Consider the following 25,505-nt stretch of genomic DNA (forward strand, 5'->3'; position numbering starts at 1 on the left):
CAACGCAGCGAACTTTGGCGCTTCGCGCCTCCGGGCCGAGGATGCGTTTCCCTCCCCGGCTGAAGCCGGGGATACCCACGCAAGATCACGGATGGTGTACTTGATACGGCGTCTTCGCAGGTAGCCACGATTACGGTGGGAGCTGTATGCCTTGTCGCCGCTCACGTGGTCGGGCCGGGTACAGGGCCGTCCACCCCACGGTCGTGGAACCCGGATCCGGTTCAGGACCTCGATCATCTGCGGGGCGTCGCCCCACTGGCCCGGCGTGATCAACAGAGCCAGGGGGCGGCAGCCGCCCTCGCCGGATGCCTGAGCTGGCCGGGCGCGTGTCGGCGAGCACCTCGAGAAGCCCTGGCACCGCGTCCGAGGGCTGATCGTGGGAACCGGGCTGAGGTCATAGCAATCGGTCGACCAGCCCGTCGATGTAGTCCGGGGTGAGCGGGGCCATGCCGAACAAGACGCGGATATACATCGGGGCCAAGATGTGGTCCAGCACGTCGAATGCGTCGGGTGCGTGCTCGCCACGGTCGCGGGCGCGATCGAGCATGGACTGCAGTTGCCGCATGCGTTCGGCGCGGAGGTCGTCACCAGCCTGCAGGCCCTGCTGACCGTTGCTCGACAGGGCGACGGCCAGGTGCAGCACCGCCGGCCCATCGGGTCCGGTGATCTCGCGGGCCACTTGGGCCGCGTAAGTGCGCAGGTCGCCGGCCAGGCTCCCGGTGTCGGGCATCGGCGACTGCGCGTTGAGGCGGGTGAGCGCCACGTCGGTGAGCAGGGTTTCCAGGCTGCCCCACCGGCGGTAGATGCTGCTGTCGGCTACGCCTGCGCGGGCTGCGACGTCGCCGACGGTGAAGGTGCCGTAGCCGCGCTCGCGGATCAGGTCGGTGACGGCTTGGTGTACCTGCGCGCCGACGCGGGCGCTGCGCCCGCCGGGCCGCCGGGCTCGCTGTCGCTCGTTCATGCCCCCCACCTTAACGCAGTTACAACTTGCGTTTGCGAGGCAACCCTCCTTATATTCGCCTAACGCAGTCGATGACTGCTTTAGGGTGCTCAGGTGTATCGCCACCCGCGTCGACCGTGGCCGGGCACAACAAACGATTGAGGGGGATCCCATGGCTGCATCGCATGCGACCGTAGGCAGTCGATCAAACCGGACCGTGCGGCTCACGGTGACCTGCCTAGGCCAGTTCATGGTCCTGCTCGACAACACGATTGTTGGAGCGGCGCTGCCCGATATGCAGCACCGGCTGCACACTCAGCTGACCGGTCTGCAATGGATCGTCGACGCGTACGTACTGCTGGTCGCCATGCTGCTGCTGTCCGGCGGTGTCTTCGCCGACCGGTTCGGCCGCAAGCGGGTGTACCTGGCCGGCGTGGTGGTGTTCACCGCCGCGTCGGTGGTGTGCAGCCTCGCGCCCTCGGTCGGCTGGCTGATCGCCGGCCGGGCGCTGCAGGGCATCGGGGCCGCGGCGCTGAGCCCTGCCTCGCTGGCCCTGCTCGCCGCCGCCTATCCCGTGCCGCAAGAACGAATGAAGGCGATCGGGCTGTGGGCCGGATTCAGCGGAATCGGTCTGGCCGCAGGCCCCGTGGCCGGCGGCGTGCTGACAGAAGCCTTCGGCTGGCCCGCCATCTTCCTGGTCAATCTGCCCATCGGCGTGGTCCTGCTGCTGGTCGGCCTGCGCCACCTCGGCGAGTCCCGCAATCCGAGCGCCCCCGCGATCGACATCCCGGGCACGGTGCTGTCCGTTCTGGCGGTGGGGGTGCTGACCTACGGGCTGATCGAGGGTGGTGCCCGCGGCTGGACCTCACCGGTCATCCTGGGAAGCTTCACCGCCGCGGTGATCCTCCTCGCCGCCTTCACCGCCGTCGAAGCGCGCCGCTCCGCTCCGATGCTGCCGCTGCGGCTGTTCCGGCAGCGCCTGTTCACCGTGTCCAACACCGCCATGGTCGTGGTGGGGTTCGCGCTCATGGGCTCGTCGTTCTTCTTCTCCCAGTTCTTCGTGTACGTCCAGGGCAGCTCGATCCTGCGCGCCGGCCTGCAGACCCTGCCGGTATCCCTCACCATGGTGATCGTCAGCCCGTACGCGGGCCGGCTCGCCGCCCGGTACGGCTTCCGAATCGTGGTTACCACCGGCCTGGCCCTGGCCGGCCTGGGACTGCTGGTGCTCGGTCTGGTGCACGCCGACACCGTCTACGGGAACGTGTGGTGGCGGCTGGGACTCGCCGGCACCGGCTTCGCCCTGACCATGTCCCCACTGACAGGCGCCGCCATCCAAGCAGTCAGCCCGCAGGAAGGCGGCCTCGCCTCAGGCATCAGCAGCACCACCCGGCAGATCGGCGCGGTGCTCGGCGTGGCGGTACTCGGAGCCATCGTCCGCACCCGGCAATCCGGCGGCGCCTCCTTCGAGACCGGCCTCAACAGCGCCTTCCTCGCCGCCGGCACCGTCACATTGGCCACCGCCGTGTTCACCGGCCTGTGGCTGGCGAGGTCCAAGCCCGCGGAAGGCTCCCCGGCCCCGCAACGTTCCACGGATCCAGATGCGGTCACCACCTCGAACGAGGCATCCGTGAACAGCTGTTGACAACAACCGCCTTGGCCAGAGAAGCGGCTGCGCGCCGAGGGCGTCGACATCACCATGCCGCTCCGAGGCCCCCTGGGCGAACGCTACTTCCAGGTCACCGACCCCAGCGGCGTGACCGCCCAGTTCATCGAGTGGGTCACCCTGCCCAGCCCCAAGAACACCCGAAGCCCCATCGCACCAGGGTGACGCGATCCTGGTCCGGCGACGCCCCGCCAAGACCGTGTGCGACAACCCGCAACCACGCAAGGGACCCCGACCTTGTCCCCAGACCCGACCACCGTGCACCCGCTGCCCGCCCACGAACGCGTGGTGTTCCTCAACCCGCTGGTCACCTCACCGAACATCACCGTGGGCGAGTACACGTATTACGACGACCCGGACGGCGCCACGGACTTCGAGCGCCGCAACGTCCTCTACGCCTACGGGCCGGAGCGTCTCGTCATCGGCAAGTACTGCGATCGCCTCGGGAACCACATTCCTGATGGCCGGCGCCGAGCACCCGACGATGGGGGTGTCGACGTACCCGTTCACCATGTTCGGCGGCCGGTGGGCCGAGCAGACCCTGGACATCGTCACCGCCATGCCCAGCCGCGGCGACAACACGGTCGTCGGCAACGACGTCTGGTTCGGTTATCGGGCGACCGTCATTGCGGGCGTGCGGATCGGCGACGGCGCCATCATCGCGGCCGGAGCGGTGGTCACCGCCGACGTTCCGCCGTACACGATCGTCGGCGGCAACCCGGCCAGGCCGATACGGCATCGCTTCGACGACGCCGACGTCGAGCGGCTGCGGCGCGCCGCGTGGTGGGACGGGCCTGCCGGCCTCGTCACCGAACAGGCCCGCACCCTCATGGCCGGAACCCCGGCCGACATCGAACGCATCGCCACCGAGCACGGATTGGGGAAACCCCTTTGAGTCATTCGCCCCAGGTGTCCATCGCTGAAAACGCGGTGGCCGACAGTGCGGCCGGACCTTACGCCCTCACCACGGGACCGGACGGCGCCCTATGGTTCACCCTCGTCCACAGCGGCCGGATCGGCCGCCTCGTCCCCGGCGAGAAGCCGACGAGCCACCGGCTCGAACCCGACAGCGGGCCGACCGTCATCACCCCCGGCCCGGACCGCGCACTGTGGTTTACCGAGTACCGGGCGGACCGGATCGGGCGGATCGCCACCGACGGCGTGATCGACGAATTCGACGTGCCCACCCCCGGCTGCGGGCCGGGACCATCCCCGCGGGTGCGGGGAGCAGAGGACCTGGACGACACCGAGGACCGTGATGGGGGGGACCATCCCCGCGGGTGCGGGAAGCAGATCCAGACGGTGCGCGGTGCGGTCGATGTACGGGGCGACGGCGGCGAGGACCAGGGGCGGAGGCTCACTCGATGGCCTCCAGCCGGTGCACGATGCGCGCCGCGGATGGATGTCGGGTAGGAGTGGCGCGCATCGGGTGGGCTCGGTGCGGTGTTCCGGTGGGCCCTGTGCGTCGCGTTTCCCCTAATCCGATCTGTAGGCGGTTCGAACTCGTTCGTGCAAGGGGCTCGAGTCGCTTCACGCCGGTGACGGATGTCTTGAGTCCCCCTGGCCCGCGAGGCCTCCTCAAAGAGCGGCACCGTCACCGGCGAATTTCGCGGGGTGACGCGGACCCCGGGCCGATGCCTCCGTTTCCCCTGGCCGTTTGAGGCCTCTGCCCAGAGCGGCACGGCCCGGCATGCACCGCCCTATGCCGGCCGACTCCGAACTCGCCCAGGCCATCACCGTGCTGGCCCGTGCCCGGCAAGACGCGGTCTGGAGCCGACAGCAGATCGTCAACCAGGTCCGCTCGCTGCTGCGCGAGTACTATCCCGCTGCCCTCCTCGCTTTCCAGAGCAAGAAGGGCGGCTTGACCCGGCCCGATGCCCGGGTCGTTCTTGCTCTGGCACCCACCCCGGCCAAGGCCGCCCGGCTCACCCTCGCCCAGCTGCGGGCTGCCCTCAAACGCAGCGGCCGCACCCGCTCCTTCGACGCGGAAGCCGAGCGCCTGCAGGCCGTCTTCCGCTCCGAGTACGCTCACCAGATTCCAGCGGTCGAAGGCGCCTTCGGCCAGCAGCTGCAGGCCCTCCTCATGCAATTGGCCGCGGCCTGCCAGGCCACGGACGACCTCGCCGCCGCCGCTGATGAGTGCTTCCACCAGCACGCGGACAGCGAGATTCTGCTCAGCTTCCCCGGCCTGGGCTCTCTGCTCGGTGCTCGCCGAGATCGGCGACGACCGGGCTCGTTTCACCGACGCCAGAGCCCTCAAGTCCTATGCTTGCTCCGCACCGATCACGCGCGCCTCTGGGAAGAAACGCTTCGTCGGGCGCCGCTTCGTCAAGAACTCCACCACTGCCTCCAGACCCGGAAGTGCTACGCCGAACAACACGCCTTCAGCCCACTACTCGCGCTCTCCGGCGGGCAGCCAGCTTGACCTCTTGGCTCCCTGAAATGTCTTGACACGGGCCTGTGTCAAGGGGAAACGCGGCAGGGTGCACCGGGGTGGATGCCGAGCATCGTCACCGGCGATGTCCTGCACTGAGCCTCCGCCAACTTGAAGTCACAGGTCAAAGGGCTGGTGTGACGGTCTTCCGGAGTACTCGCGCTGGTCGTGTACGGCAGTCTGCGGAGTAGATCGTTTGTCAGCGTGTTTTCGACATGGACGTTCAGGATGGGAACACCAATGTCCGTTTGCGTGGCTCCGCCCCTGGACGGGTGCGGTGCGTGGGGCGTACATCAACGGGTTCACGCAATGTGGATGAGCACCTGGCCGTGGACTCTCAGCCCGCACCGCCTTGCCCAGGCCTTGGTGGCTCGGCCCGTGGTCGACCCCGCAGAACACGCACTTACAGTCTGCGGATCGATGCGGGGTGAGGGACGGTTCGGGCCGTGTAGAAGGATGGCTGGAGTCGGCCGGTCAGCGCCAGGAAGGCGACGAACGCGCCTGTGACGATCCAGCCGGGCCATCCGGCCATGCTCATGTGCAGGGGATCCAGTGCTGCCTTGGAATCGGCGAACTCCGTGACCATGGCGACACTCACCGAACTCACGAACGCATGGCCGATGACGGCGGGTACGACCGAGCCGGAGCGCAGACGCAGCCATGTGAAGACTGGCAGGATGAGGAGGCAACTCACCAGCATGGCGGGCACCGACACATACCAGGGCCGACCTGGGTACTGGCCGCCCATCAGCAGCGTGGGCAGGTGCCACAGGGCGAAGGCCGCGCCGGTGATTGCGTACGCCCGTATCAGGCTCCGGCGGTCACCGTCCTGTGCGAGGCGCGGAAAAAGGTAGCCCTGCCAGCCCAGTTCCTCGCCGAAGAACAGCGGAAGCGACACCAGCATGTTCAGCACCGCTGCGGCCGCCCACGAGCCGAGCCCGTTCCAGTGCACTCCACCGAACGGGTAGCGGCCGGCGAAGGTGCCGATGACAAGAGCAGCCGTGGTGAGGCCGGCGGGGACGACGAAAGCCATCAGGCACGCCCGTGCAGCACGCCCCCAGGGCTTCGTCCAGCGCAGGGCGAGCGTGTCCCGCACCCGGCCGCTGCGCTCGACCCAGCGGACGACGAGGATTGCGGCGAGGGCAGGCGCCAACATCGCGGCCGCGATGCACACCTGCTCCAGTGCACCAGTCTCCTCGCGTGCGTCACGGCGCTGGTAACCACTGGCCAGGAGTGGTGACATGGCCGCCCACATGCCGATGTAAGCGACACCGAGGAAGATGAACAGACCACGTCGCCGGTTGACGAGCGGTAAGTGCCTGGTTGAAAGCGTCATGACGTGAAACCTACGGATCGGCGCAGCAGCGAGGAATCCAGCTAGAGCGCATATCGACAGTGGAGCTGACTCCCCTTCCTGCAGGGAGACCTCTCCACCCATCGAAGACAGTCAGCGGTTGACTTCGAGGGTCGTCAGGACCAGCAGAGCGCACAGGAGGTGGGTGGCACGAGCGGGGTCGGTGCGGAGTTTGGTGAGGGTCCGCCAGTGTTCTTGAGGTGGGCGAAGCCGTGTTCGGCTGGTGCGCGTCCGGTGGCAAGGACGCGGTTGGCGTCCTTCTGGCCTGGGGCGAGCTTGTGGGCGCGGGTCGCGGTGAAGCCGGTAACGATCACGGGGTCACGTACGTCGTTGTCCAGGCCGCGGAAGCCGAGGTCCGCGAGGGCCCCGAGGTCGGCGGCGCGCAGGTGAGCCAGGACGTGATCGTGGCGGGCGGCGGTGATGTCGTGGGTGCGGCCGGGCCGGGCGGCGGATATCCGGATCAGGCGGCCGATCTCGTCGGTGAGGGCGAGGAAGTGCAGGCGGTGGCGGCGGAGTTTGCCGGAGTAGTTCCGTCGGTCGGCGCTTCCGGTGCGGCGCTGGGTGGGGATGAGGGTGCCGTCGATCAGGACCACCTCCCTGCCCCGTTTGGCGATCTTCTTCCGGGCGCGGTCCAGACGAGGGACCTGCGCGGCAAGCAGTCCGATCAGTTCGTCGCGCCAGTGGCGGACGGTGGTCTGGGACACGTTGTTGCCGCCGGCCATGTCGGCCAGGCGCTGGTCGTGACGCAGCACGGCCAGGACGATCACCGCGGTCCTCCCGGGCGGCAGGACCCGCCACCTGGACCGTATCGCCTTCAGATGACGGCGCAGCACGTCGGCAAGGTGGTTGACGGTGCTCGTGCACAGTGGCAGACGGCACTGGTAGACAAGCGGGCAGGAGTCCTCGGCGCGTTCTTCGGTTCTCGTCACACAGCTCCAACGGCCACCGGGGGCGCCCCGGTTACGCCGTACCGCACCGTTGCGGGCGGCAGCGTCCCGGGTCACAGACGGGTTGTGAACCGGCCGTCGGGAAGTTTGCGCAGCCAGCCACGGTCGGCCAGTCTCACCAGCTTCCCACGCAGCGGTTCCAGCTTGCCCCGCACGCTGACGTCCCCCCCCAGCATCTCGCCGACCTGCCGGGCCATGACCGGTCCGGCGGCCTGCCGCACGGCGGCATGGATGCGCAACCGCAAGGTCTGCAACGCTGCTTCCCTCGCCGAGAAGGTGGTTGAAGCCGCCGAGCGCCGGCACACCGCCGTCGTGGGTGAGAAGGCCATCGCGACGATGGTGCACACCCTCGCCAAGGAGGTGATGACCCTCAACGAGAAGATCACCGAGACCGACAAACTCATCGAGGGCCGGTTTCGCGAACACGAACTGGCCGACGTGATCCAGTCCATGCCCGGCATCGGCACGATCCTCGGTGCCGAGTTCCTCGTTGCCGTCGGCGGAGCCTGGACGCCTTCCCCACGGCCGACCGGCTCGCGGCCTTCGCCGGAACGGCCCCCGCCCCACGCGACTCCGGCCAGGTCAGCGGTAACGACCACCGACCGACGAGATACCACCGTCGTCTGCAGCGCGTCTTCTACATCTCCGCGCTGGTCAGCATCCAACGAGACCCCAACTCACGGAAGTTTTACGACCGCAAGCGCGCCGAGGGGAAACGCCACGTCCAGGCCGTCCTCGCGCTCGCACGCCGTCGCGTCAACGTATTGTGGGCCCTGATTCGTGACCGACGGTGCTACCAGGTCACACCTCCAGTGACAGCGACGGCTTGACATCAGCATTGGGAAGCATCTGGACGAGGTCTTCATCAAGGTCAACGGTGAGCTGAAGTACCTGTGGCGGGCCGTGGACCAGGATGGCAATGTCCTGGACGTCCTTGTGCAGAACCGCCGGGATACTGCCGCGGCCCGGCGGTTCTTCCGCAGACTGATGAAGACGACCCGCACAGTGCCCCGGGTGGCCGTCACCGGCAAGCTGCGCTCCTACGGCGCGGCTCACCGTAAGGGCATTGCCTCGGTGGAGCACCGCTCGCGCAAGGGTCTGAACAACCGGGCGGAGAACAGCCACCAGCCAACCAGGCAGCGTGAACGGGCGATGAAGGGCTTCCGCTCCGTAGGTGGGGCCCAACGGTTCCTGTCCGCGTTCAGCGGGATCTCGCCCCACTTCCGACCCCGCCGCCTGATGACCGCACACGACTACCGAGCCGAAAATCCGCCATCGCTTCGCCATCTGGGACGAGATCACCAGCGCTGTCGGCCGGCCCACCACGGCCTGAACACAGGCCCGGACCCGGGGGCCCACCATGCCCCGACGCCCCGTCAGGCACGTACACACCCAACAACGTGACAGCGCCGTCCATGGCTCTATCGAGCAGTAGTGGTTCCAGGGCTGTTGCAAAGTCGCGTGATCTCGTGGGTGTGCTGGGCCGAAGTCGCCTCGACGCCACGTCCGTTGTCCCCATCCGGTGTTACTGTCGCACCATGTCCAAGATCGAGATTGACGCGATAACCGCCGAATTCTTCGGAGCCTTCGACAACCGCGGCGGCAAGGCCGCAGACGTGGACCGGGTCCGCCGGCTGGTCATTCCGGGTGGTGTCATCGTGCTGACCGGGCCGGAGTACACGGTCTACACCGTGGACGAGTTCATCGAGCCGCGCGAACGCCTGCTCGCCGACGGCCGGTTGGTCGAGTTCTCGGAGTGGGAGACCTCCGAGCGGACCGAGATCGCGGGCGACATCGCGTCGCGCTTCGGCGAGTACCGCAAGGCCGGCGTCCTGGACGGCGAGCCGTTCGAGGGCGGCGGGACCAAGACCTTCCAGTTCATCCGCACCCCGGAGGGCTGGCGGATCGCGGCGTTCTCCTGGTACGACCAGCCCTGAGCGCAGCAGCCCGCGGGGCCTCACTATTCTGTCTTGTGAGGTCGGGAACGCGGCCGGCGGGCGGCCTCCGCCGGGTGAATCGGCTGTCCGGGCAGTAGGGGCGTTTCAATGTCCCCGTGATCATGTGAGCCCGCAGGTCGCGGCGGCCCAAGGAGTGCGGGCTGGACCGTCACGCACGCCACGAAGCTCCGGTTGACCGGGGCGACCTTCCCAAGTCGCCTCGTACCACCGGAGCTTCGATGTGTCATCAGCTCCCCGACCTGCCCGGCGGTCTGCGGCCGCTTCGCGACAAAGACGCGATCGACGAGGAGTGACAGGCCCTGGCACGCACGGCCGGACAGGATGTCCCCGGGGTATGGCCAGGAGGAACGTCCGGCGGTGCAGCCAGTCCGCTGCCCGGCTGGCCCAGGGCAGCAGTCGGTCGCGCCGGTACTGTTCGGCGGCCTGCCGAGTTGGACGATGTTGCGAAGGCGGCGGTCGCCCGCGTTCTGGCGGCCCGAAGCTACTCAGCGCAGTACGGCCGCCAGCAGGTCGGCCCCCAGCGCTGTCAGATCGGGCATATTGAGGGTGTAACGGACGTAACGCCCCTGCCGCCGGGCCGTGAGCAGGCCCGCGCGGCGCAGGACGGCGAGGTGGCGGGAAGCCTCCGGGGGTGAAAGTTCCCAGGCGTGGGCCAGCTCACCGGTGGTGTGCGGGCCGCGGGCCAGGGTGCGTAGCAGCCGCAGCCGTACCGGATGTGCGAGTGCCTCCAGCCGGAGTGTGATCGTTTCCAGCGATACCGGCTCTGATGGATCCGGCTCGGCCACGGGGTACTGCACCACCGGCTGCCACCCGGGCGCGTGGACCGCCACCAGGTGCGGGCGGCCGAAGACACTGGGGATGAAGGTGACTCCGGTGCCGTGGGCGGCGGTCGACTTGTCCTGCAGCTTGTCCACGATGATGCGTTCGCCGTCCGGTGCCAGGGTGACTGCCTCGGAGACCGATGCGAGTGCCGCTCCGATGCCCTGGCGCTTCAGCAGGTCGTTCTTCAGGCGCAGGTCGGTGGCGAGCTGCACGGCGACGCCCGCCCAAGCGGCGTCGAAGAAGGCCTCGGCGCACTGTTCGAGGGTGTGGCGCACCCGCGCCCGCACCGCGGCCGGGTCAGCGAGCAGCCGTTCCGCGAAAGCCTCTTGCAGTGGGCCGCGGGCCTGGGCCAGGTCCAGGGCCCACTCGCGCGCAGTGGCGTCGGTGAGCGGCGACTGCGCGGCGAGGTGGACCCGGTTGCTGCCGCACGTGGAGACCAGCGCGGCGGTCACATACGTTTCGTCGCCGATCCGGTCCACGTCGTTCAACTCCTCGGCGAGGGTCGGTCGAGGTCGGGCGGGGACCAGGAAGTCGGCTTGTGAGGAACGCCAGAGGAACTCCGCTTCCCGCAACCGCTCGGCCAGCTCCGGCCGCAGCCCGGCCCAGATATCCCTGGCCCAGTCGGCGAATTGCGGATCGTGCCCGGGTTCGGCCAGCACGTGCAGCATCGCGGTCAACTCGGCCAGTGGAGAGGCAGCGAACCGCACTCGCTCGGACGGCAGGCCGCTGATGTCGATCCTCAACGTCACCCCCTCATCATCACCGACCGGATGGCCGGTGACGGCGTCGGTTGACGATGTCCGTCAACCGACGCGGCCGGCTTGGCCGCCGAACGCGCCGTTGGCGCCATGGCAATCACCACCAAGATCCAGCCCCGCGCCCTCGTCCGGGCCTCCGGAGGCCCCCGCTATGCCGTCGCCCTGGCCGTGGACGCGCTCGGCACCGGCCTCCTGCGGCCCTTTCTGCTGCTCTACGGGGTGGCCGTGCTGGGGCTGTCCGCGCCGGTCACTGGCATCGCCATGACGGTCGGCGTCGTCGTGGGTCTGGTGTGCATGCCCGCGGTGGGCCGATGGCTGGACGAGGCGCACGCAGTACAGTCGTGGCGGCGTCGGGCAGACCGAAGCCCGGCATGCGGGGGGGGCGTCCTCCGCATGCCGGGCCGGCCCGGCCGTCGGTGCTACGAGATACACAGTGCTTCGGTGGGTTGCATGCGGGCCGCGCGGAGCGCCGGGAGCAGTCCCGCGATCGCTCCAATCGCGATGGCCGCACCGAGTCCTCCTCCCCAGGCCAGCGTCGGTACGACCGTGGCCCAGCCCTTGACCTGGGCGAAGACCGCGGTGGAGACGACTCCCAGCGCCACCCCCACCACCCCACCAAGTGCGGCGAGCAGCACCGCCTCCGACAGGAACTGGATACGGATGTTCCCCTTGGTTGCACCCAGCGCCCGCCGGAGCCCGATCTCGGACCGTCGTTCAAGCACAGAGATCACCATGGTGTTGGCGACTCCGATGCCGCCAACGAGCAGGGCCACTGCCCCCAGCCCCAGGAACAGCCCGTTCAGCGCGGACTTGGTCGCGGCACGGGCCACCAGCGCGGCCGAGGGCTTGCTGACGCTGACCTGATTGGGGTTCTGCGGGTCGGCCGTCGCGGCCAGCACCCCCTGGACGTCCGTGACCTGGTCGGTGTCGGCCCGCACATAGACCGTGGACGGGTGGCCGTCGAAGTGCAGATACTTCTGCGCCGCCGGATAGCCGACCAGAACCGAGGAATCGATCTCGGGGGTCAGGGTCGCGGAGTTGAGGATCCCCACGATGTAGAACCACTGCCCGCCGACCCAGATGCGCGCACCTGGGTGGATCTTGGCGATGCCGAGGCGGCTGGCTGCCGCCGAACCGAGCACGGCCACGGGCTGCTTTGCGGTGGCGGCGTTGAGGTACCTGCCCTGGGCGACGGTGGTACGTACCGCGTCGGGCAGATCCAGGCTCGTCGCATTGACCGTGATCGAGTTGGTGTTGATGCTCGGGATGTGCGGGCTGCGATAGGCCACGGCTTCCGTCTTGCCGGTGCTCTGGACCGTCTCGACCGGGCCGACCCGGGCGATCATCGACGGTGCCTCGACGGGGAGTTTCGCGTCCCCGCCACCGAGCTGCTGACCCGGGCTGACTTTCAGCAGGTTGGTGCCGAGCTTGTCGATCTCGGCCAGCAGGCCCGCCTGGGACGAGGCGGACAGTCCCAGGACCGCCACCATTGCCGCGACTCCAATGGCGATACCGAGCGCCGACAGCGCGGCCCTCATCCGCCTGGTGCGCAGCCCCACGCTGGCCGTACGGGCCAGGTCGGCCGGGTACAGGCGGCCGGGAGCCGAAGTCGTCATGGCAGATGCCTTTCGGTGGACAGGGGTTGCTCCGCCGAGCTGACGTCGACGACGATCTGACCGTCGAGGACCTCGATGCGGCGTGGCAGTTGTGCGGCCAGATCACGGTCGTGGGTGATGATGACGATCGTGGCGCCCTCGGCGTTGAGCTCCTTGAGCAACTTGAAGATCGCCGCTCCGGAGACACTGTCGAGGTTGCCGGTGGGTTCGTCGGCCAGCACGATCGCCGGGTTGCCGGCCAGCGCGCGGGCAATGGCGACCCGCTGCCGCTCGCCTCCGGAGAGTTCCTGCGGGCGGTGATGGATCCGGTGACCGAGCCCGACACGGGTCAGCGCCGAGGCCGCGACGTCCAGCCGGGCGCCGCGCCGGGTGCCCGAATACAGCATGCCGTCGGCGACGTTCTCCAGCGCGGTGGCATGCTGTGCCAGGAAGAACTGCTGAAAGACGAAGCCGATCCGGGTGGCCCGCAGTCCGGCCAGGGCTCGGTCCGACATCTTGGCGACGTCCTCGCCGACGATCCGGACCGTCCCCGAGGTGGGACGGTCCAGAGTGCCCATGACCTGCAGCAGCGTCGACTTCCCCGAACCCGACGGGCCCACGATCGTCACCAGTTCGCCCTGGCGGATCGTGAAGCTCGCCTTGTCCAGCGCCACCACCGGCGTGGCACCTGGGTAGATCTTCGTGACCTCGTCCAGTTGCAGCACCGGCGTGCCTGTCTGCTGGTCCTCGACCACCCGCGTCTCTGCCTCGACGCCGGTCATGAGGACGGCACCACGATCTTCTGGTCGACTTCGAGGCCGCTGCCAGTCACCTCGACCTGCCCGGCGCTGTCGTCGAACAGCCCGGTCTTCACTGCGACCAGCCGGTGCTCACCACTGGGGTCTACCACCTCGACGGCGTACCCTCTGCCGGCCGTGGCCAGCAGCGCGTTCACGGGCACGGAAAGCACGTCCTCGACCGTGTCGGAGACGATGGCGACCTGCACCGGCGCCTGGTCGAGCTCGCCGGTCACCTTCGGATTCGACGGCTTGATCTGGACGTCGATGGTCGTCTTGTCGTTCTCCTTCGTGGCCACCTTCCCCACTGACGAGACCACACCAGGTGTGGACTTCCCGTTGGGCAGCGTGATGGTCACCTTGTTACCGACCGCTACATCGGCCTGCTGGTTCGCATTGAGGGCGACCGTGACCTGCCGGTCGGTCGAGGAAGCCTGCATGAACGCTCCCCCGCCCGCCGCCTTGTCCCCGGTCACCGCGTTGACCTTGGTGATCCTGATCTCCTCGGGGGGCAGGAACACCGCCTGCCCGAGCGGGAGTTCCCCGGTCTCCTCGGCGCCCACCTTCTTCTGCAACTCCTTCAGGGCGCAGTAGGTCTGCCGGCCGAAGTAGTCCGAGTCGGGGTCGATCTGGCTCTTGGTGGCGTACTTGAGAGCGACGAGCGCGGCGTTCAGCTGCCGTACGTCGGTGCCCTCCATGCCCCAGGAAAGGTCCCGGTAGGCAGGCACGTAGGGGCCCTGCAGGAGGATGACCGGCTTGCCGTCCACCCGGTAGAGCACCTTGCCCTGCGGGATCACCTTGCCCACGGAGGGCAGCTTGGTGATGGTGCCGTTGGTCTTGTTGACCACCTGGTAGTCGCCTGCGAACCCCAGCGTCCCGTTCTCCAGCGTGCGGGCGGAAAGGGTTCCCTTGGTCACCTTCGCCAGCGCCGTTTCGGTGGTGGTCTCGGTCGTCGTGTCCTGTTTCTCCCGGCCGAACGGATCGGCGACGACGACACCGACACCTCCCGCGATGAGGATCCCCACGACGACCGCCACGGTCAGTCCACGCCGCCCCGAGCGCCCCTTGGGCTTGCCATGGGCCTGCGCGGCTTCCTGTTCCTCCGTCGGCGACTGTGTAGCGCTCACGAGCCGGCACCTGCCGGCTTGTTGGGCTCAAGGTTCCGCAGGGCCTCGGGCTGGTACTTCTTGCAGGCCTCCTCCGCCTTCTTGAACTGCGGAGTGTTGGGATCGGTCTCCAGCCTGAAGCCGCCGTCCGAGCGGGGATCCGGGAAACTCGGCACGCCGCTCTCCCGCATGCACTTGGCGTACTTGAGCTTGTCCTTCGCTGACCACATCTGATCCCCGCCTTCCCCCGGCGGAGGCGCCGGCGGCATGTACTGCTTGCAGGCTTCCGCGGCCTTCTTGAACTCCGGGTCACTCGGGTCGATGCCGTCACCAAGGCCCTTGTTCGGCTCCGGGTCCTTGAAATTCGGAAGGCCGTGCTCACGCACGCATTTCGCAAAGGCCAGCGGGTCGGGCGACGCCGCCGCGTCGACAGGCGCCTTGCTGCCGTTACCGACATCGGCCACCTTGTCGTTCGGCTCGTCATTACTGGAGCATGCGGTGGCGCTCAGCGCGACGACCGTCACCAGGACCGCCATCGCACCGGCAAGCCTCAGCGCCCCTTTCCCCTTGGCCTTGTCGTCCGCGTCGCGGCTATCGACGGCTTCCATCTTGCCCTCCATTGGTAGCTGGATTCCCTACATGCTCCATCTCTACGAGGACAGCGGTTTCGAAAAAGTTTCAGCTCACCCCTGTGCACCTCCGACCCCGTTGGGGCACAGAAAAGCCCTGGTCTGCCGGACGCAGTGCGACAGACCAGGGCGATCGGGACGGTGCCCCCACCTCGGGGCGGTGGCCCTCTCACCTCGGGGCAGGGGCCTCCTTACCCCGGGGCGGCGGGGACGGATCCCAGGCGGGCGGCGGCGCCCCCGCCGACAGGAACTTCTGGCATGCCTTGTGGGCCGCCTTGAACTCCGGGCTCTTGACGTCGATACCGTTCTCCTCGGGGGGCGAGGAAACCGTTCTTGTCCGGGTCGGGAAACCCGGCTGACCGTTCTTCCGCATGCAGTTGACGTACTCGTCCACCTTGGGCTGACCACCGGGCGGCGGTGACGGCCGGCGTCCACCGTTGGGCTGGAAGTCCTTGCAGGTCTCCTCCGCCTTCTTGTACACGGCCCCGTTGACATCTATACCGCTGTTCGGGTCGAGCAGGATCGATCCGTTGCTCGTGGGATCCGGAAAGTCCGGCACGCCGTTCTTTCATATCTATTTCTCTCAATTGCCTTTACTAAGAAGCGGATCACGATAGCCGGACGCATCTGGGGCGACAAGGCTGGTCATGTGGGGTTCCTGTGGGGCGGCGTCCAACCATCCATAATCAGCACTTGGACAGTCTTTTCAGCAATAGAGATGTGTGACGGATGAACAGGATCCGGCCATGGGACGGCAGTGGCGAAACCCTGTGGAAACCGGCCCCAGACCATTCTGGATAGGCTTGTCAATGTGTTCTTGTCCGGTGTGTGCATCGAGGGGGGCCGCGGGTGCGGGTGCTGGTGGTCGAGGACGACGAGGAGATGGCTCAGACGGTGGCTGTCGGTCTGCGCCGGGCGCAGATGGCGGTCGATGTGACGTTCGACGGCCCGGGCGGCCTTGAGCGGGCGCTGCAGAGCGACTACGACGTGATCGTGCTGGACCGGGATCTGCCGGGGATGCATGGCGACGAGGTGTGCGCGGAGCTGATCGCGGCCGGGTGCCGGAGCCGGGTCCTGATGCTGACCGCGGCGTCCACGGCCGAGAATCTGGTGGACGGGCTGAGCCTGGGGGCCGACGACTATCTGCCCAAGCCGTTCGACTTCCCGGTTCTTGTGGCGCGGATCGGTGCTCTGGCGCGGCGGGCCCATCCGGCTGTCCCACCGGTGCTGCGCCATGGTGACCTGGAGGTCGACACGGCTCGGCGCAAGGCCCGGCGGGGGGATCGGGCGCTGGAGCTGGCGCCCAAGGAGTTCGGGGTGCTGGAGCTGCTGCTGGCCTCGAAGGGCCGGGCGGTGTCGGCCGAGGAGCTGCTGGAAAGAGTGTGGGACGAGGCCGCCGACCCGTTCACCAGCGCCGTGAAGATCACGATCAGCCGGCTGCGGGCCAAGCTCGGCAATCCCGCTGTCATCGAGACCGTCGCCAAGCGCGGCTACCGGATCTGAGGAGCCCATGCCTGTCATCGCCCGGCTCACGAGCCGCATTGCCCGTCCGTATCTGCCTCGTCGCACCGTACGGCTTCGGATGACGCTTTTGTACGGGGTGCTGTTCCTCGTCTCCGGGGCAACCCTGCTGGCGGCCACGTATTTCCTGGTGCGTCATGCGGTCTCGGGGGCGCCGGCCGAGGGTTACGCCTTTGCACCCGGCGGAGGCGTGAAGCCGCCTGGTGGGGCCGAGGGGCCCTTCGTGTCGCCGGGAGGGCACGGAGGCGGTCGGCAGGGTGCGCTAGACGTGCTGTCGGCGCAGCAGCAGAAGGCTCTGGAGGATCAGAAGTCCGAGGTGATGCATCAACTGCTCGTCCAGTCGGGCGTAGCGCTCACGCTCATGTCGGTGATCTCGGTCGTGCTGGGGTGGGTCGTCGCCGGCCGGATGCTGCGTCCGTTGCGGACGATCACGGCGACTGCGCGGGACATCTCGGCGACAAGCCTGCATCAGCGGCTGGCGCTGGAGGGTCCAGGTGATGAGCTGACGGAGCTCGGCGACACCTTCGACGGGCTCCTCGGCCGGCTGGAGGATTCGTTCCAGGCACAGCGCCAGTTCGTCGCGAACGCGTCCCATGAGCTGCGTACGCCGCTGGCCCGTCAGCGCGCGCTCGGGCAGGTCGCGCTGGCCGACCCGGATGCGACGGTGGATTCCCTGCGCAGGGCGCACGAGCGGATCCTGGTCGCCGGGCGTCAGCAGGAGCGGCTGATCGAGGCTCTGCTCACGCTGACCCGGGGCAGTGCGGGGATCGATGTCCGTGAGCCGTTCGATCTGGCACGGCTGACCCATGAGGTGATCGACGCCAGGTGGGACGAAGCGAAGTACCGGAACATCACGTTGCATCCGTCGATCTCCCCAGCGATGGCGGCCGGCCACCGGAATCTGGCGGAGCGTCTGGTGACGAATCTGGTAGACAACGCGCTCCGTCACAACGTCCCGCTCGGCCGGATCGACGTGGCCACGTGGACGGCGGACGGTCATGCGACGCTCGTGGTCACCAACACCGGCCCAGTAGTTCCGCCGGCCGCAGTCGACCGGCTCTTCCAGCCGTTCCAGCGGCTGGGAGGCACTCGGGAGGCGCGCGCCGAGGGGCTCGGCCTCGGGCTGTCGATCGTGCAGGCCATCGCCCATGCGCATGACGCCACGATCAGCACCCGGGCACGGCGTGAGGGCGGTCTGTCCATCACGGTCACGTTTCCCGTCATGAACAGCCACCGCCGGCCTGCCGCCGACCGGCCCGATCAGGCGGTCGCGCCGGTCCGCTGAGATCAGGGCTGCCGACCGCCGAAGAAGTCGATGAGCGCCGTGGCCTGACGGGTGGTCGGGCAGCGCGGTGTTGTGTGGCCACGGTCATCTGCCAGGTCGCGAGGAGCAGCAGCGTGCCGGTTTCGGCGAGGAGACTGAGGGCGGCCTGTGGTGCGGGCTGCAGACCGCGCTCGGTGAATCCGAACACGCCTACGGTGCGCGAGGCGGTGAAGCCGCCAAGGGCCCCGAGCGCGACGCCTGCGGCGGCGGCCCTCAGCAGCAGGGGTGGTGTCCCCATCAGCAGCAGGGCAGCGAGGGCGAAGGAAGCGCCGGCCTGGAGGAGGAACAGGGGGCCGATGATGTGGATGAAGCGGTACTCGTCGACGTAGAGCTGGGCGTGGATGTATCCGCCGGCGGCGAGGGTTGCGGCAGTCGCCCACCGCAAGGCGGGGGTCGGGATTCTTCGGGTCTTCATGCCAACCTCTGGTCCTTGATGGCCAGTTCGCGGTCGCCTTGGCGGTAGCCGACGCTGCGGATGCCAAGTGCTTCTTTGAGCTGTCGGGCGGGGACAACCTGCGGGGTGGGGGCGGGAGCACGGCCCGGTTTGGGCAGGGGGTAGGCGGTGGTGGTGGCGGAGTGGAAGGTGATGTTGCCCTCTGTCTTGGTGAACAGCTGGTGGACGTGCCCGTTGAGACAGGTAACAGAGGAAAAGCGGCGCAGGAGGGCGATGACCTTCAGGGCGTCGTCGGTGCTCCAGCCCCACTGCGGGTACATGGCGAACAGCGGGATGTGGCTGAAGACCACGATGGGGGTGTCCGACGACAGTCCGGCGACGTCCTTGCGTACGAAGTCGATCTGGTCGTTGCCGAGGTGGCCGAGCTTCTCCAGGCTCAGGGTGTTGACCAGGGCGATGAAGTGCACGCCGTGGGTGTCGAAGCTGTACCAGCCGTCGCCGAGCGTGCCCATGCCGAAGGTCCGCCGGTAGGCGCGGCCCGCGTCGCCGATGGAGTCGTGCTCGCCCGGTACGGTGAAGACGCGGTCTGTCTTCATTGCGGCCATCATCTGCTTGACCTGGTTGAACTGTCCGGCCGTGGACAGGTGGGTCAGGTCGCCGCTGTGCATGACGAAGTCGGGCCTGAATCCGAGCGAGTTGATCTGGTTGATCGCTTCGGTGAAGGAGCCGGCCACGTCCATGTTCGCAGGGCCCTGGAACCCGATATGGCTGTCGGAGACCTGCACGAACCGCAGCGCGCCGCTTCCCGCGGCGGCGGCACCGGCAGTGGCCTTGGCGTTGGTGCCCTGGGAGTCGGCGATGTGGCTGATCACCTCTCCACTGACCACGGTCAACACCACCGCGCCGCCGAACCACCCTGCGTGGCGTATGAGTTGGCGACGCGTCATACCGTGTTCCGTGTCGGGCCGACCGGCGTCGTGGTCCGGCGCTCCGTCGTGACTGTCGTAGTAGTCGGTCATCAGGTCACCTCCACGGTGGCGGTCATGAACGGATGGATGGTGCAGAGGTAGGCGTAGGTGCCGGGTCTGGTGAACGTGTAGCTGTAGGTGGCATGGGTGGCCAGGGCGGCGGAATGCAACGGGCCGCCCGTTCCGGCGCTGGTGACGGTGTGGGCGTCGGTGTCCTGGTTGGTCCAGGTCACTGTCGTACCCACCCTCACCTTCAGCGTGGCCGGGGCGAATGCGAAGTTCTTGATTGCCACGGCGTTCCCGGTCACCGGCGCGGTCGTGCTCGGGTGACTCGCGGGCATGCTCATGCTGGGCATCGGCGAGGCGACGGGAGGGGATCCCGTCGTGTTCCCCGACCCCGTGGCACCGGGCATCCCGGCCGTCCGGTGCTGGCCCGGACCGGGTGTGATGGCGCCGGCTGCGGAGGACGAGGGGTGCGGCGACTGGCCGCATGCGCTGAGGAGCCCCAGCGCGCCGGCGGTGGCGATGGTGGCAACGGCCAGCCCGGCCGCAGCGCGTGATCGCCGGCCTGGTGTGCGGAAGTTCCGATGCATGGTGTCCGCTCCTCACTGATCAGGCAAAGACGGGGCTGCGCCGGCAGGGGGCGCAGGCAATCGCAGGGATGTGTGGTGGATGCCGTGTTCATGGGCGCGTGCCCCTGACGGACCCGGCGATCGAGCACCGGCCGAGGCTGCGCGGTGGCGCCGGCTTCGATGCACGAGGGCGCGGTGAGCGTGGCCGGCGCCAGGAGCGCGTGCGTCGCGTGGTGTTTTTCGGTCACCTCTGGTCCATCCTTTGTCGCACGGGGAATCGATGAGGAATTGCGCGTACGTGGGCTCTTGTCCGGCTCCACGGGCGGCGGGGTTCCCACGGTTCGGTAGATATGCACTTTTTGTGAAGCATCTTGATGTCGTCGCGGATCAACTGGCCTCCCCTGGGGGCCGCGCACGCTCGGCCCTAGTGGTGCCGCAAGGCCCGACAGGGACGTATCGCCCGGGGCGCTCGCAGAGTGCCACCTGCACCATGCTGTGCGTTACAGGACAAAGCAGTACATGTACGCGATGATCGACCTATGCCCTGGCGTTCCCGAAAACGTGATCCAAGGACCGATCCGGATCGCTCCGCGCGCCGTGTTTCTGGTAAAGGGACCCTTTCGACCGCGGATGAGGAACTGCTGCGCACTCTGTACGCGGAGCACGCAGGGCCCCTGTTCCACTACGTGCTGCGACTGACCTCAGGAGATTGGCAATGGGCGGAGGATGTGGTGCAGGAGACGCTGCTGCGGGCGTGGCAGCATCCCGCCGCGTTCGATCCCGCACGCGGCCCGGCCCGGGCATGGCTGTGTACGGTTGCCCGGCATCTGGTCATCGACGCCCACCGGGCCCGGCAGGCCAGGCCTGCCGAGGTCGGCGGCGAAGCGCTGGAGCGAGCCGTCGAGCAGACGCCGGGCGAGGACGAGATCGAGCAGGCACTGCAGAGCTGGGCGGTTGCGGACGCCGTCCGGACGCTGTCCCCGGACCACCGCGCGGTGCTGCTGGAGACCTACTACCGGGGCCGGACCATGGCGGAGGCCGCACGGGTGCTGGGCATCCCGCTGGGCACCGTGAAGTCACGGACGTACTACGCCCTGCACGCCCTGCGGCTGGCGCTCCAGGAGCGGGGGATCGAGCCATGACCGTGGCGGGCAGGAGGTGGCGACCATGAGTGCGGAGCACGACGCCCTCCGGCTGGCGCTGGGAGGATACGTCCTGAGCACGCTGCCCTCGGCGGAAATGGAACGGGTGCGCGTCCACCTCGCGGAATGCGCCGATTGCCGGGCCGAACACACCCAGCTGGCGGGATTGCCCGCGCTGCTGGCGACGGTGACCGAAGCCGAAGCCTCAGTCCAGACGGTGCCGACGGCCGACGGGGACCTGACCGACCGGCTGGTGGCACGGGCAGCCGAAAGCGCGCAGGGCTCCCTGCGCGAACGGCCCGCCACGCCCGAGGTGTCGCAGGTGCCAGAGGGGGGTGTGCTGGAGAGGCTGCTCCAGCAGGCCGCGTCCCGGCGCCGCAGGACCTGGCGTCTGCAACTGGCCGGCGCTGCCGCCTCGCTGATGTTCATCGCGGCAACCGCCGGCGGCACATGGCTGGCGGCTGTCGGATCCGTGGGCAGTCAGGCGACGCCGCCCGGGCCGACCGCACCGGCCCCCTGGCGCACCTTCTCCGGAAGCGATCCCGCCACCGGCGTCTCCGCCTCGGTGAAGGTCTCGCCCTCTGCCTGGGGCAGTGTCCTGCAGGTCTCCGCCAAGGGGGCACCCGCCGGAATCACCTGCCGGCTGCAGGCGGTCGGGCCCGGCGGAGCCAGGGCGGACGGCGCTACCTGGCGGGCAGGCGAGTACCCTCCCGGCACCACGATCCCAGGAGCGGTTGCCATGTCCCCGGGAGTCATCGAGCACTTCGAGATTCTCGCAGGCAACGGTCAGAAGCTGGTCACCATCCGGGCGTGACGCGTCCACAGCTGTCGGGTGTGAGCGCACGGCGGCACAAGAGGCCAAGAAGACGTCGCCACCGAAGGGTCGTGCCGCGGGGACGTCCAGCCGATGGCCGTCGAGAAGGCGTGTGCTCGTGACATCGGCTGCACAGGCACGCTCGTGATCACCGTCGTCGACCGATGCCACCACGCCGCACGGCTCCGGGACCGGCGAGACAGTCCGACAAGGCTACCCGGCGGATGAGCGCGGCGGCCTCGAAGGCCGACACCGGCACCCCTATGGCCGAGGGGCTGATCGGCGCCACGCGCGCGAAGGCGGCGGGCGGTCGAAGCGGCTGCCACAGGCCGGGAAAGGCCACCTCCGCGACCGGGCGGATCAAGGTGAAGGCCGTCCGGGCGCACGACCGGCGGGTCGAGGGGCGGGGCAAGCGGTCATCCGGTCGATCCGGCCGCCGTGGTGTCACACATCCCCGGGGCCGGTCAGGTGCTGCGGCTGCTTCGCCTGCACACCCTGCCATCGGGGGACGTGCCGGCACCCGGGCAGTTCAGCGGCTCGGTCGTGGGGCTTCGGCCCGCTCCTGTCACGCGGCTTGCGGCAGTGACGGGCCGACCACCCCGCGACGGGCCCCCTCGGGTGCCGGCCGCTCACATGGGCGGGCACGGCTATGCCAGGGCCGGCGGCATGCGCCTCAGCCTCCACCGGGAGGAGGCCGAAGCCGGCGCCCTGGTCCTTCCCGCAGCGCGCCGACGGTTTCCGGGCCCTGGTCACCCTCACCCCCGGCTCCAACGAATCGGCCCGGTCCTCAGCCGACTTGATGCGTGAGTGCGCCGACGGGGCCTGCACTCCCTGTCCGGGTGGCCGGTGGCGCCGCCCTGGTCTTTACGACGGCACGGCCCAGGTGTTCCCCTCCCCCGCGCGAGCAGCGGTATGCGGTTCGCCAAACGGCCGGCGACCTCGACTCTCCTTTTCCTCCGAAGTCCGTGCAGCCCGCAGAAGACGATCCAGGATCCCTGCACGCCGAGTGTCGCGACCAGGCCGGGATGCGGGCAGGGACGTTCGTCCGGCTCTACGGCGTGAGGTTCCCGCAAGGCCGTTGCGGAGGACCACGGCGAGGAGACCGAGCCGCCGGTGCCTGGTCCGGCTGCGTACGGCATCGAGCTCTGACAGAGGCGAGTGAGTCCAGCCAGGCCGCTGGCAGTGACATGACTCGTAAGAAGTCGAACAAAAGGTGCGAATGACTCGAACCGTTCGGCATGCGTCGCCCGTGGAACTCAATGAGCGCGCCCATGCAGGATCCCGCCTACCGACCGCCCCCGAAGCGGTCTCCCCCGTTCCGACCTCCGCACATCCACAGAAGAGCCAGAAGACCATGTTTGTGATGGATTCCCCCAGCCCTAGTTCACTGCTCGGCCGGCCCTGCCGCCACCAGGCGCTGCTCACCCTGCCCGCGCAGGAGGCGCATGTCTCCGCCGCTCGTCACTTCGCGGCCGATCTGCTGGAGGCCTGGAGTGTGCCCGCGAGCGAGCGGGACTCCGCCGTTCTCATCGTCGACGAACTCGCCGCCAATGCCGCGCAGTACGGCCGCGAGCGCATGACCCTGCTGCTCGTCCTCGACCACGGCACTTTGCACATCGTGGTCACTGACTCCGGCACGACCGTGGAACGCCATCGCCCCGACATCGCCCCCGACGAACACGGCCGCGGCACCGGCATCGTCCAACACCTCGCCCAGTCGACCGAGGTCCATCAGACGCGCGGCGGCCGCGAAGTCCGCGCCTGCCTGAGGTGCTCGCCATGACCGGGCCGGACGTTCCGCACGAGCTGCGCCCCCCTGCCGGGGCCGGCACTGCCGCACAGCGCCGGGTCACCGGGGGCAGCTGCGAGTGGGCCTTCGCAGCCCACCAGCCGTGCCCCGTCGCCGGCTGCCCGAGCCCGGCCCAGGTTCCCATGCGGTCCGCGGCACACCCATCGGCCCTTGATCACGGCGGCCCCGACCACGACACGGTGCTGTGTCAACGCTGCCGCGCCAACCCCCTACGCACCGGCGGAGGTGTGAGCGTGGACGTCACCCCGAACAGCCATGAGGACATCGGCGCCCCGCCCCCGCACGAGGCGTACACGAATGCGCCCGATCTGCGCCGCGAGATGCACCAAGTGCTCGCTCTCGGGGCCGAACGCGACGGCCGCCGGGCCAGGACCGTCACCGGCCCCCTGGTCGACGCGACGGCCGCCGAACGGGCCTGGCTGCTACGCCGGGCGGCTCTCATGGACCGGATGGCCCTGGACGACCCCGGCCCCGGCCCCCTCGCAGCCGCCGCAGAAACCGCCGAACAACTCGTCCTGCACGACCGCCGCCATCCCGACCTGGTGGCCGGCCCGCACCACCCCGACGCGATCACGCTCGCCCCCGGCCACCGCCTCTACGTCCGCCAGGAGTACGCCGCCTGGACGGCCGCCGGATCTGAATCGGCCCCGAACCGACAGGAGAAGGACACATGACCCGCAAGGACATCGACACCCGGCACGCCACCGCAGCAGCCGGCCAACCCCGCTCGTCTTGCCTTCCACACCCGACAGCCACGCGTGAACATCGCGCCGGCCGGCGACAGGAACGGTCACGCCAGGGAAAGCCGATGAACGCACCGTGGCCGAACCCGAAGACCCACCGGCTGTTCCAGGTGCCCGAACGTGGTTGCTCCCAGGGGCAGCGGTTGAGCCTCCATCCGGCCCAAACGCCCCCGCACACTCCGCGGGCCGGGCAGCCGGCACAGGTGGCCACGCAGGTCACAGGCGGCGAACTGCACCTCACCGCACGCCCGTTGCCGGTCGAGCTCCCCGCGTTTGCGGCGGCGACAGGCGACGAATTCACTTGCGAGACCCGGCTCGACGACGCCGTGGGACTCTCCCGATGGCGCGGGCGGCAAACACCGGTGAAACCGCCGTGCCAGGTGCACCGGGAAACCTCCTCCCAAGCGCCCGCGCACGAGACCGCGGGCACGGACGCCGGCCTGCCCGGCCACCTCCTGCGGATCCCCTTCTGCGGCGACGAGTGCCAGCCATCCGCCGGTGCAGAGCCCTGCCGGGTCGTGGACATCGACCGCGTCCAGCAGCGTGATGTCCCGGCCGAGTGCGGCCGGGACGCGGAGGGGGAACTCTTCGCCGTATCGGCGGACGGGCAACCGTGCTGGACGCGCCTGCCCGCGGCAGCCGGCTGTCGTCCGCGGTCAAAGGTGTGCGCCTTTGGCCGCGTCAGCCTTCCGCAGGGCCCGGTCGCGGGCGGGACGCTTCTTCGGGCAGCGGCCGAGGCTCTGCACGCACCCAACGAGCGATGGGGACATGCTTGGGGCGGCAAGACACGATGCGCCGCGGGCGCTCCCGCTCCCACCGCCGCCGCGCAGGAACAAGCGGCGCGGATCGCCGAGGCAGATATGAAGGCCGACGCGTTCGAAGGGGTGGTGTGACGATGTTCCGCAATGCGCTGGAGCCCTGGCACCTGCTGATCCTGGTCGCCGTGGTGATTTTGATCTTCGGCTCGAAGAAACTACCCGACACGGCCCGGGCACTGGGCAAGTCCATGCGGATCCTCAAGAGCGAGACCAAGGCCATGAAGGACGACGACGCCTCAAACGAGCCACGCCCCGAGCCTGCACCGGGACCGGGACCGCGGACGATCTCGGGCGCTCCCGGAGACACCGCCATCGCCCGCACCGCGCCCACGGACAGCAAGACCAGCCACTGCGACTGAGCCCGGTCCTGCGCGCCCCTGGCTCATCCCCGCACGA

The 25,505-nt window shown here is 68.8% G+C and carries 25 protein-coding genes and 6 pseudogenes; 17 read left to right on the forward strand and 14 right to left on the reverse strand.

Annotated elements, in window-relative coordinates; all coding sequences use genetic code 11:
• Positions 1–90: 90 nt before the first annotated feature.
• Both ACNPQM_RS32270 and ACNPQM_RS32275 read right to left on the reverse strand, forming a co-directional pair.
• Positions 91–306: pseudogene (locus ACNPQM_RS32270) on the reverse strand (transposase); the annotation flags it as partial.
• Between the two features lie 88 nt (positions 307–394).
• Positions 395–961 carry a TetR/AcrR family transcriptional regulator gene (locus ACNPQM_RS32275; RefSeq protein ID WP_418086735.1) on the reverse strand — a complete coding sequence of 189 codons (567 nt, stop codon included), beginning with the start codon at positions 959–961 and terminating at the stop codon, positions 395–397.
• Between the two features lie 151 nt (positions 962–1,112).
• Between ACNPQM_RS32275 and ACNPQM_RS32280 the strand changes: the two genes are divergently transcribed.
• From ACNPQM_RS32280 to ACNPQM_RS32300, 5 genes and pseudogenes are all read left to right on the forward strand, one after another.
• Positions 1,113–2,582, forward strand: a complete 1,470-nt coding sequence (locus ACNPQM_RS32280; protein WP_418086736.1) for an MFS transporter — start codon at positions 1,113–1,115, stop codon at positions 2,580–2,582.
• Positions 2,583–2,636: 54 nt separating this feature from the next.
• Complete coding sequence (locus tag ACNPQM_RS32285) at positions 2,637–2,768, forward strand: hypothetical protein (RefSeq protein ID WP_418086737.1); 132 nt, start codon at positions 2,637–2,639, stop codon at positions 2,766–2,768.
• Between the two features lie 72 nt (positions 2,769–2,840).
• A pseudogene (locus tag ACNPQM_RS32290) lies at positions 2,841–3,498 on the forward strand (CatB-related O-acetyltransferase).
• 14 nt (positions 3,499–3,512) lie between these two features.
• Entirely contained in the window at positions 3,513–4,016 is a 504-nt protein-coding gene (locus ACNPQM_RS32295; protein ID WP_418086738.1) for a hypothetical protein, read from the forward strand.
• 173 nt (positions 4,017–4,189) lie between these two features.
• Positions 4,190–4,942: pseudogene (locus ACNPQM_RS32300) on the forward strand (transposase); the annotation flags it as partial.
• A gap of 498 nt (positions 4,943–5,440) precedes the next feature.
• On the opposite strand, the gene ACNPQM_RS32305 reads toward ACNPQM_RS32300, so the two are convergent.
• The 3 genes from ACNPQM_RS32305 to ACNPQM_RS32315 all read right to left on the reverse strand — a co-directional run bounded on the left by ACNPQM_RS32305 (position 5,441) and on the right by ACNPQM_RS32315 (position 7,535).
• A complete protein-coding gene (locus ACNPQM_RS32305) occupies positions 5,441–6,373 on the reverse strand; it encodes a CPBP family intramembrane glutamic endopeptidase (protein ID WP_418086739.1) in 933 nt (310 codons plus the stop codon).
• Between the two features lie 134 nt (positions 6,374–6,507).
• Positions 6,508–7,320 carry a transposase family protein gene (locus ACNPQM_RS32310; RefSeq protein ID WP_418086740.1) on the reverse strand — a complete coding sequence of 271 codons (813 nt, stop codon included), beginning with the start codon at positions 7,318–7,320 and terminating at the stop codon, positions 6,508–6,510.
• A 71-nt stretch (positions 7,321–7,391) separates the two neighbouring features.
• Entirely contained in the window at positions 7,392–7,535 is a 144-nt protein-coding gene (locus ACNPQM_RS32315; protein ID WP_418086741.1) for a hypothetical protein, read from the reverse strand.
• A gap of 19 nt (positions 7,536–7,554) precedes the next feature.
• On the opposite strand from ACNPQM_RS32315, the pseudogene ACNPQM_RS32320 reads away from it, so the two are divergent.
• From ACNPQM_RS32320 to ACNPQM_RS32330, 3 genes and pseudogenes are all read left to right on the forward strand, one after another.
• Positions 7,555–8,168 (forward strand): annotated as a pseudogene (locus ACNPQM_RS32320) (transposase); the annotation flags it as partial.
• Positions 8,169–8,184: 16 nt separating this feature from the next.
• Positions 8,185–8,568, forward strand: a pseudogene (locus tag ACNPQM_RS32325) (IS6 family transposase); the annotation flags it as partial.
• A 308-nt stretch (positions 8,569–8,876) separates the two neighbouring features.
• Positions 8,877–9,275, forward strand: a complete 399-nt coding sequence (locus tag ACNPQM_RS32330) for a DUF4440 domain-containing protein (protein ID WP_358862176.1) — start codon at positions 8,877–8,879, stop codon at positions 9,273–9,275.
• Positions 9,276–9,781: 506 nt separating this feature from the next.
• On the opposite strand, the gene ACNPQM_RS32335 is transcribed toward ACNPQM_RS32330, so the two are convergent.
• Complete coding sequence (locus tag ACNPQM_RS32335) at positions 9,782–10,867, reverse strand: DUF5937 family protein (RefSeq protein ID WP_418086742.1); 1,086 nt, start codon at positions 10,865–10,867, stop codon at positions 9,782–9,784.
• A 99-nt stretch (positions 10,868–10,966) separates the two neighbouring features.
• On the opposite strand from ACNPQM_RS32335, the pseudogene ACNPQM_RS32340 reads away from it, so the two are divergent.
• Positions 10,967–11,229 (forward strand): annotated as a pseudogene (locus ACNPQM_RS32340) (MFS transporter); the annotation flags it as partial.
• Between the two features lie 66 nt (positions 11,230–11,295).
• On the opposite strand, the gene ACNPQM_RS32345 reads toward ACNPQM_RS32340, so the two are convergent.
• The 5 genes from ACNPQM_RS32345 to ACNPQM_RS32365 all read right to left on the reverse strand — a co-directional run bounded on the left by ACNPQM_RS32345 (position 11,296) and on the right by ACNPQM_RS32365 (position 15,562).
• A complete protein-coding gene (locus ACNPQM_RS32345) occupies positions 11,296–12,492 on the reverse strand; it encodes an ABC transporter permease (protein WP_418086743.1) in 1,197 nt (398 codons plus the stop codon).
• Positions 12,489–13,253, reverse strand: coding sequence for an ABC transporter ATP-binding protein (locus ACNPQM_RS32350; protein WP_358861525.1), 765 nt, complete (start codon positions 13,251–13,253; stop codon positions 12,489–12,491). The genes ACNPQM_RS32345 and ACNPQM_RS32350 overlap by 4 nt, the downstream gene beginning before the upstream one ends.
• Positions 13,250–14,395 (reverse strand): peptidoglycan-binding protein, encoded by a 1,146-nt coding sequence (locus tag ACNPQM_RS32355; RefSeq protein WP_358861524.1) that lies wholly within the window; start codon positions 14,393–14,395, stop codon positions 13,250–13,252. The genes ACNPQM_RS32350 and ACNPQM_RS32355 overlap by 4 nt, the downstream gene beginning before the upstream one ends.
• Entirely contained in the window at positions 14,392–14,982 is a 591-nt protein-coding gene (locus tag ACNPQM_RS32360; RefSeq protein WP_418086744.1) for a hypothetical protein, read from the reverse strand. The genes ACNPQM_RS32355 and ACNPQM_RS32360 overlap by 4 nt, the downstream gene beginning before the upstream one ends.
• Before the next feature lie 190 nt (positions 14,983–15,172).
• A complete protein-coding gene (locus tag ACNPQM_RS32365) occupies positions 15,173–15,562 on the reverse strand; it encodes a hypothetical protein (protein WP_418086745.1) in 390 nt (129 codons plus the stop codon).
• A 290-nt stretch (positions 15,563–15,852) separates the two neighbouring features.
• On the opposite strand from ACNPQM_RS32365, the gene ACNPQM_RS32370 reads away from it, so the two are divergent.
• Both ACNPQM_RS32370 and ACNPQM_RS32375 read left to right on the forward strand, forming a co-directional pair.
• The gene (locus ACNPQM_RS32370; RefSeq protein WP_358861522.1) at positions 15,853–16,506 is read left to right on the forward strand and encodes a response regulator transcription factor; all 654 of its coding nucleotides are present in this window, start codon (positions 15,853–15,855) and stop codon (positions 16,504–16,506) included.
• A gap of 7 nt (positions 16,507–16,513) precedes the next feature.
• Positions 16,514–17,809, forward strand: coding sequence for an ATP-binding protein (locus ACNPQM_RS32375; protein ID WP_418086746.1), 1,296 nt, complete (start codon positions 16,514–16,516; stop codon positions 17,807–17,809).
• On the opposite strand, the gene ACNPQM_RS32380 is transcribed toward ACNPQM_RS32375, so the two are convergent.
• The 3 genes from ACNPQM_RS32380 to ACNPQM_RS32390 are packed head-to-tail and all read right to left on the reverse strand — an operon-like array spanning position 17,745 to position 19,557.
• Entirely contained in the window at positions 17,745–18,263 is a 519-nt protein-coding gene (locus tag ACNPQM_RS32380; RefSeq protein WP_358861520.1) for a hypothetical protein, read from the reverse strand. The genes ACNPQM_RS32375 and ACNPQM_RS32380 overlap by 65 nt on opposite strands.
• On the reverse strand, positions 18,260–19,261 hold the full coding sequence (locus ACNPQM_RS32385) for a metallophosphoesterase family protein (protein WP_418086747.1): 1,002 nt from the start codon (positions 19,259–19,261) through the stop codon (positions 18,260–18,262). Before ACNPQM_RS32385 ends, ACNPQM_RS32380 begins: the two co-directional genes overlap by 4 nt.
• Complete coding sequence (locus ACNPQM_RS32390) at positions 19,261–19,557, reverse strand: plastocyanin/azurin family copper-binding protein (protein ID WP_418086748.1); 297 nt, start codon at positions 19,555–19,557, stop codon at positions 19,261–19,263. The genes ACNPQM_RS32385 and ACNPQM_RS32390 overlap by 1 nt, the downstream gene beginning before the upstream one ends.
• A gap of 764 nt (positions 19,558–20,321) precedes the next feature.
• Between ACNPQM_RS32390 and ACNPQM_RS32395 the strand changes: the two genes are divergently transcribed.
• The 6 genes from ACNPQM_RS32395 (at position 20,322) to tatA (ending at position 25,468) form a co-directional block, all read left to right on the forward strand.
• Positions 20,322–20,924 (forward strand): sigma-70 family RNA polymerase sigma factor, encoded by a 603-nt coding sequence (locus ACNPQM_RS32395; protein ID WP_358861517.1) that lies wholly within the window; start codon positions 20,322–20,324, stop codon positions 20,922–20,924.
• 25 nt (positions 20,925–20,949) lie between these two features.
• The gene (locus ACNPQM_RS32400) at positions 20,950–21,738 is read left to right on the forward strand and encodes a zf-HC2 domain-containing protein (protein ID WP_418086749.1); all 789 of its coding nucleotides are present in this window, start codon (positions 20,950–20,952) and stop codon (positions 21,736–21,738) included.
• A 1,363-nt stretch (positions 21,739–23,101) separates the two neighbouring features.
• Positions 23,102–23,521 carry an ATP-binding protein gene (locus ACNPQM_RS32405; protein WP_418086750.1) on the forward strand — a complete coding sequence of 140 codons (420 nt, stop codon included), beginning with the start codon at positions 23,102–23,104 and terminating at the stop codon, positions 23,519–23,521.
• A gap of 260 nt (positions 23,522–23,781) precedes the next feature.
• Entirely contained in the window at positions 23,782–24,222 is a 441-nt protein-coding gene (locus tag ACNPQM_RS32410; RefSeq protein ID WP_358861514.1) for a hypothetical protein, read from the forward strand.
• Positions 24,223–24,356: 134 nt separating this feature from the next.
• Positions 24,357–25,184, forward strand: a complete 828-nt coding sequence (locus tag ACNPQM_RS32415) for a hypothetical protein (RefSeq protein WP_418086751.1) — start codon at positions 24,357–24,359, stop codon at positions 25,182–25,184.
• 2 nt (positions 25,185–25,186) lie between these two features.
• Positions 25,187–25,468 (forward strand): Sec-independent protein translocase subunit TatA, encoded by a 282-nt coding sequence (tatA, locus tag ACNPQM_RS32420; protein ID WP_418086752.1) that lies wholly within the window; start codon positions 25,187–25,189, stop codon positions 25,466–25,468.
• Positions 25,469–25,505: the final 37 nt, after the last annotated feature.

Origin of the sequence: Streptomyces sp. NPDC056231, assembly GCF_048270745.1 — a bacterium.
Lineage (GTDB): Bacteria > Actinomycetota > Actinomycetes > Streptomycetales > Streptomycetaceae > Streptomyces.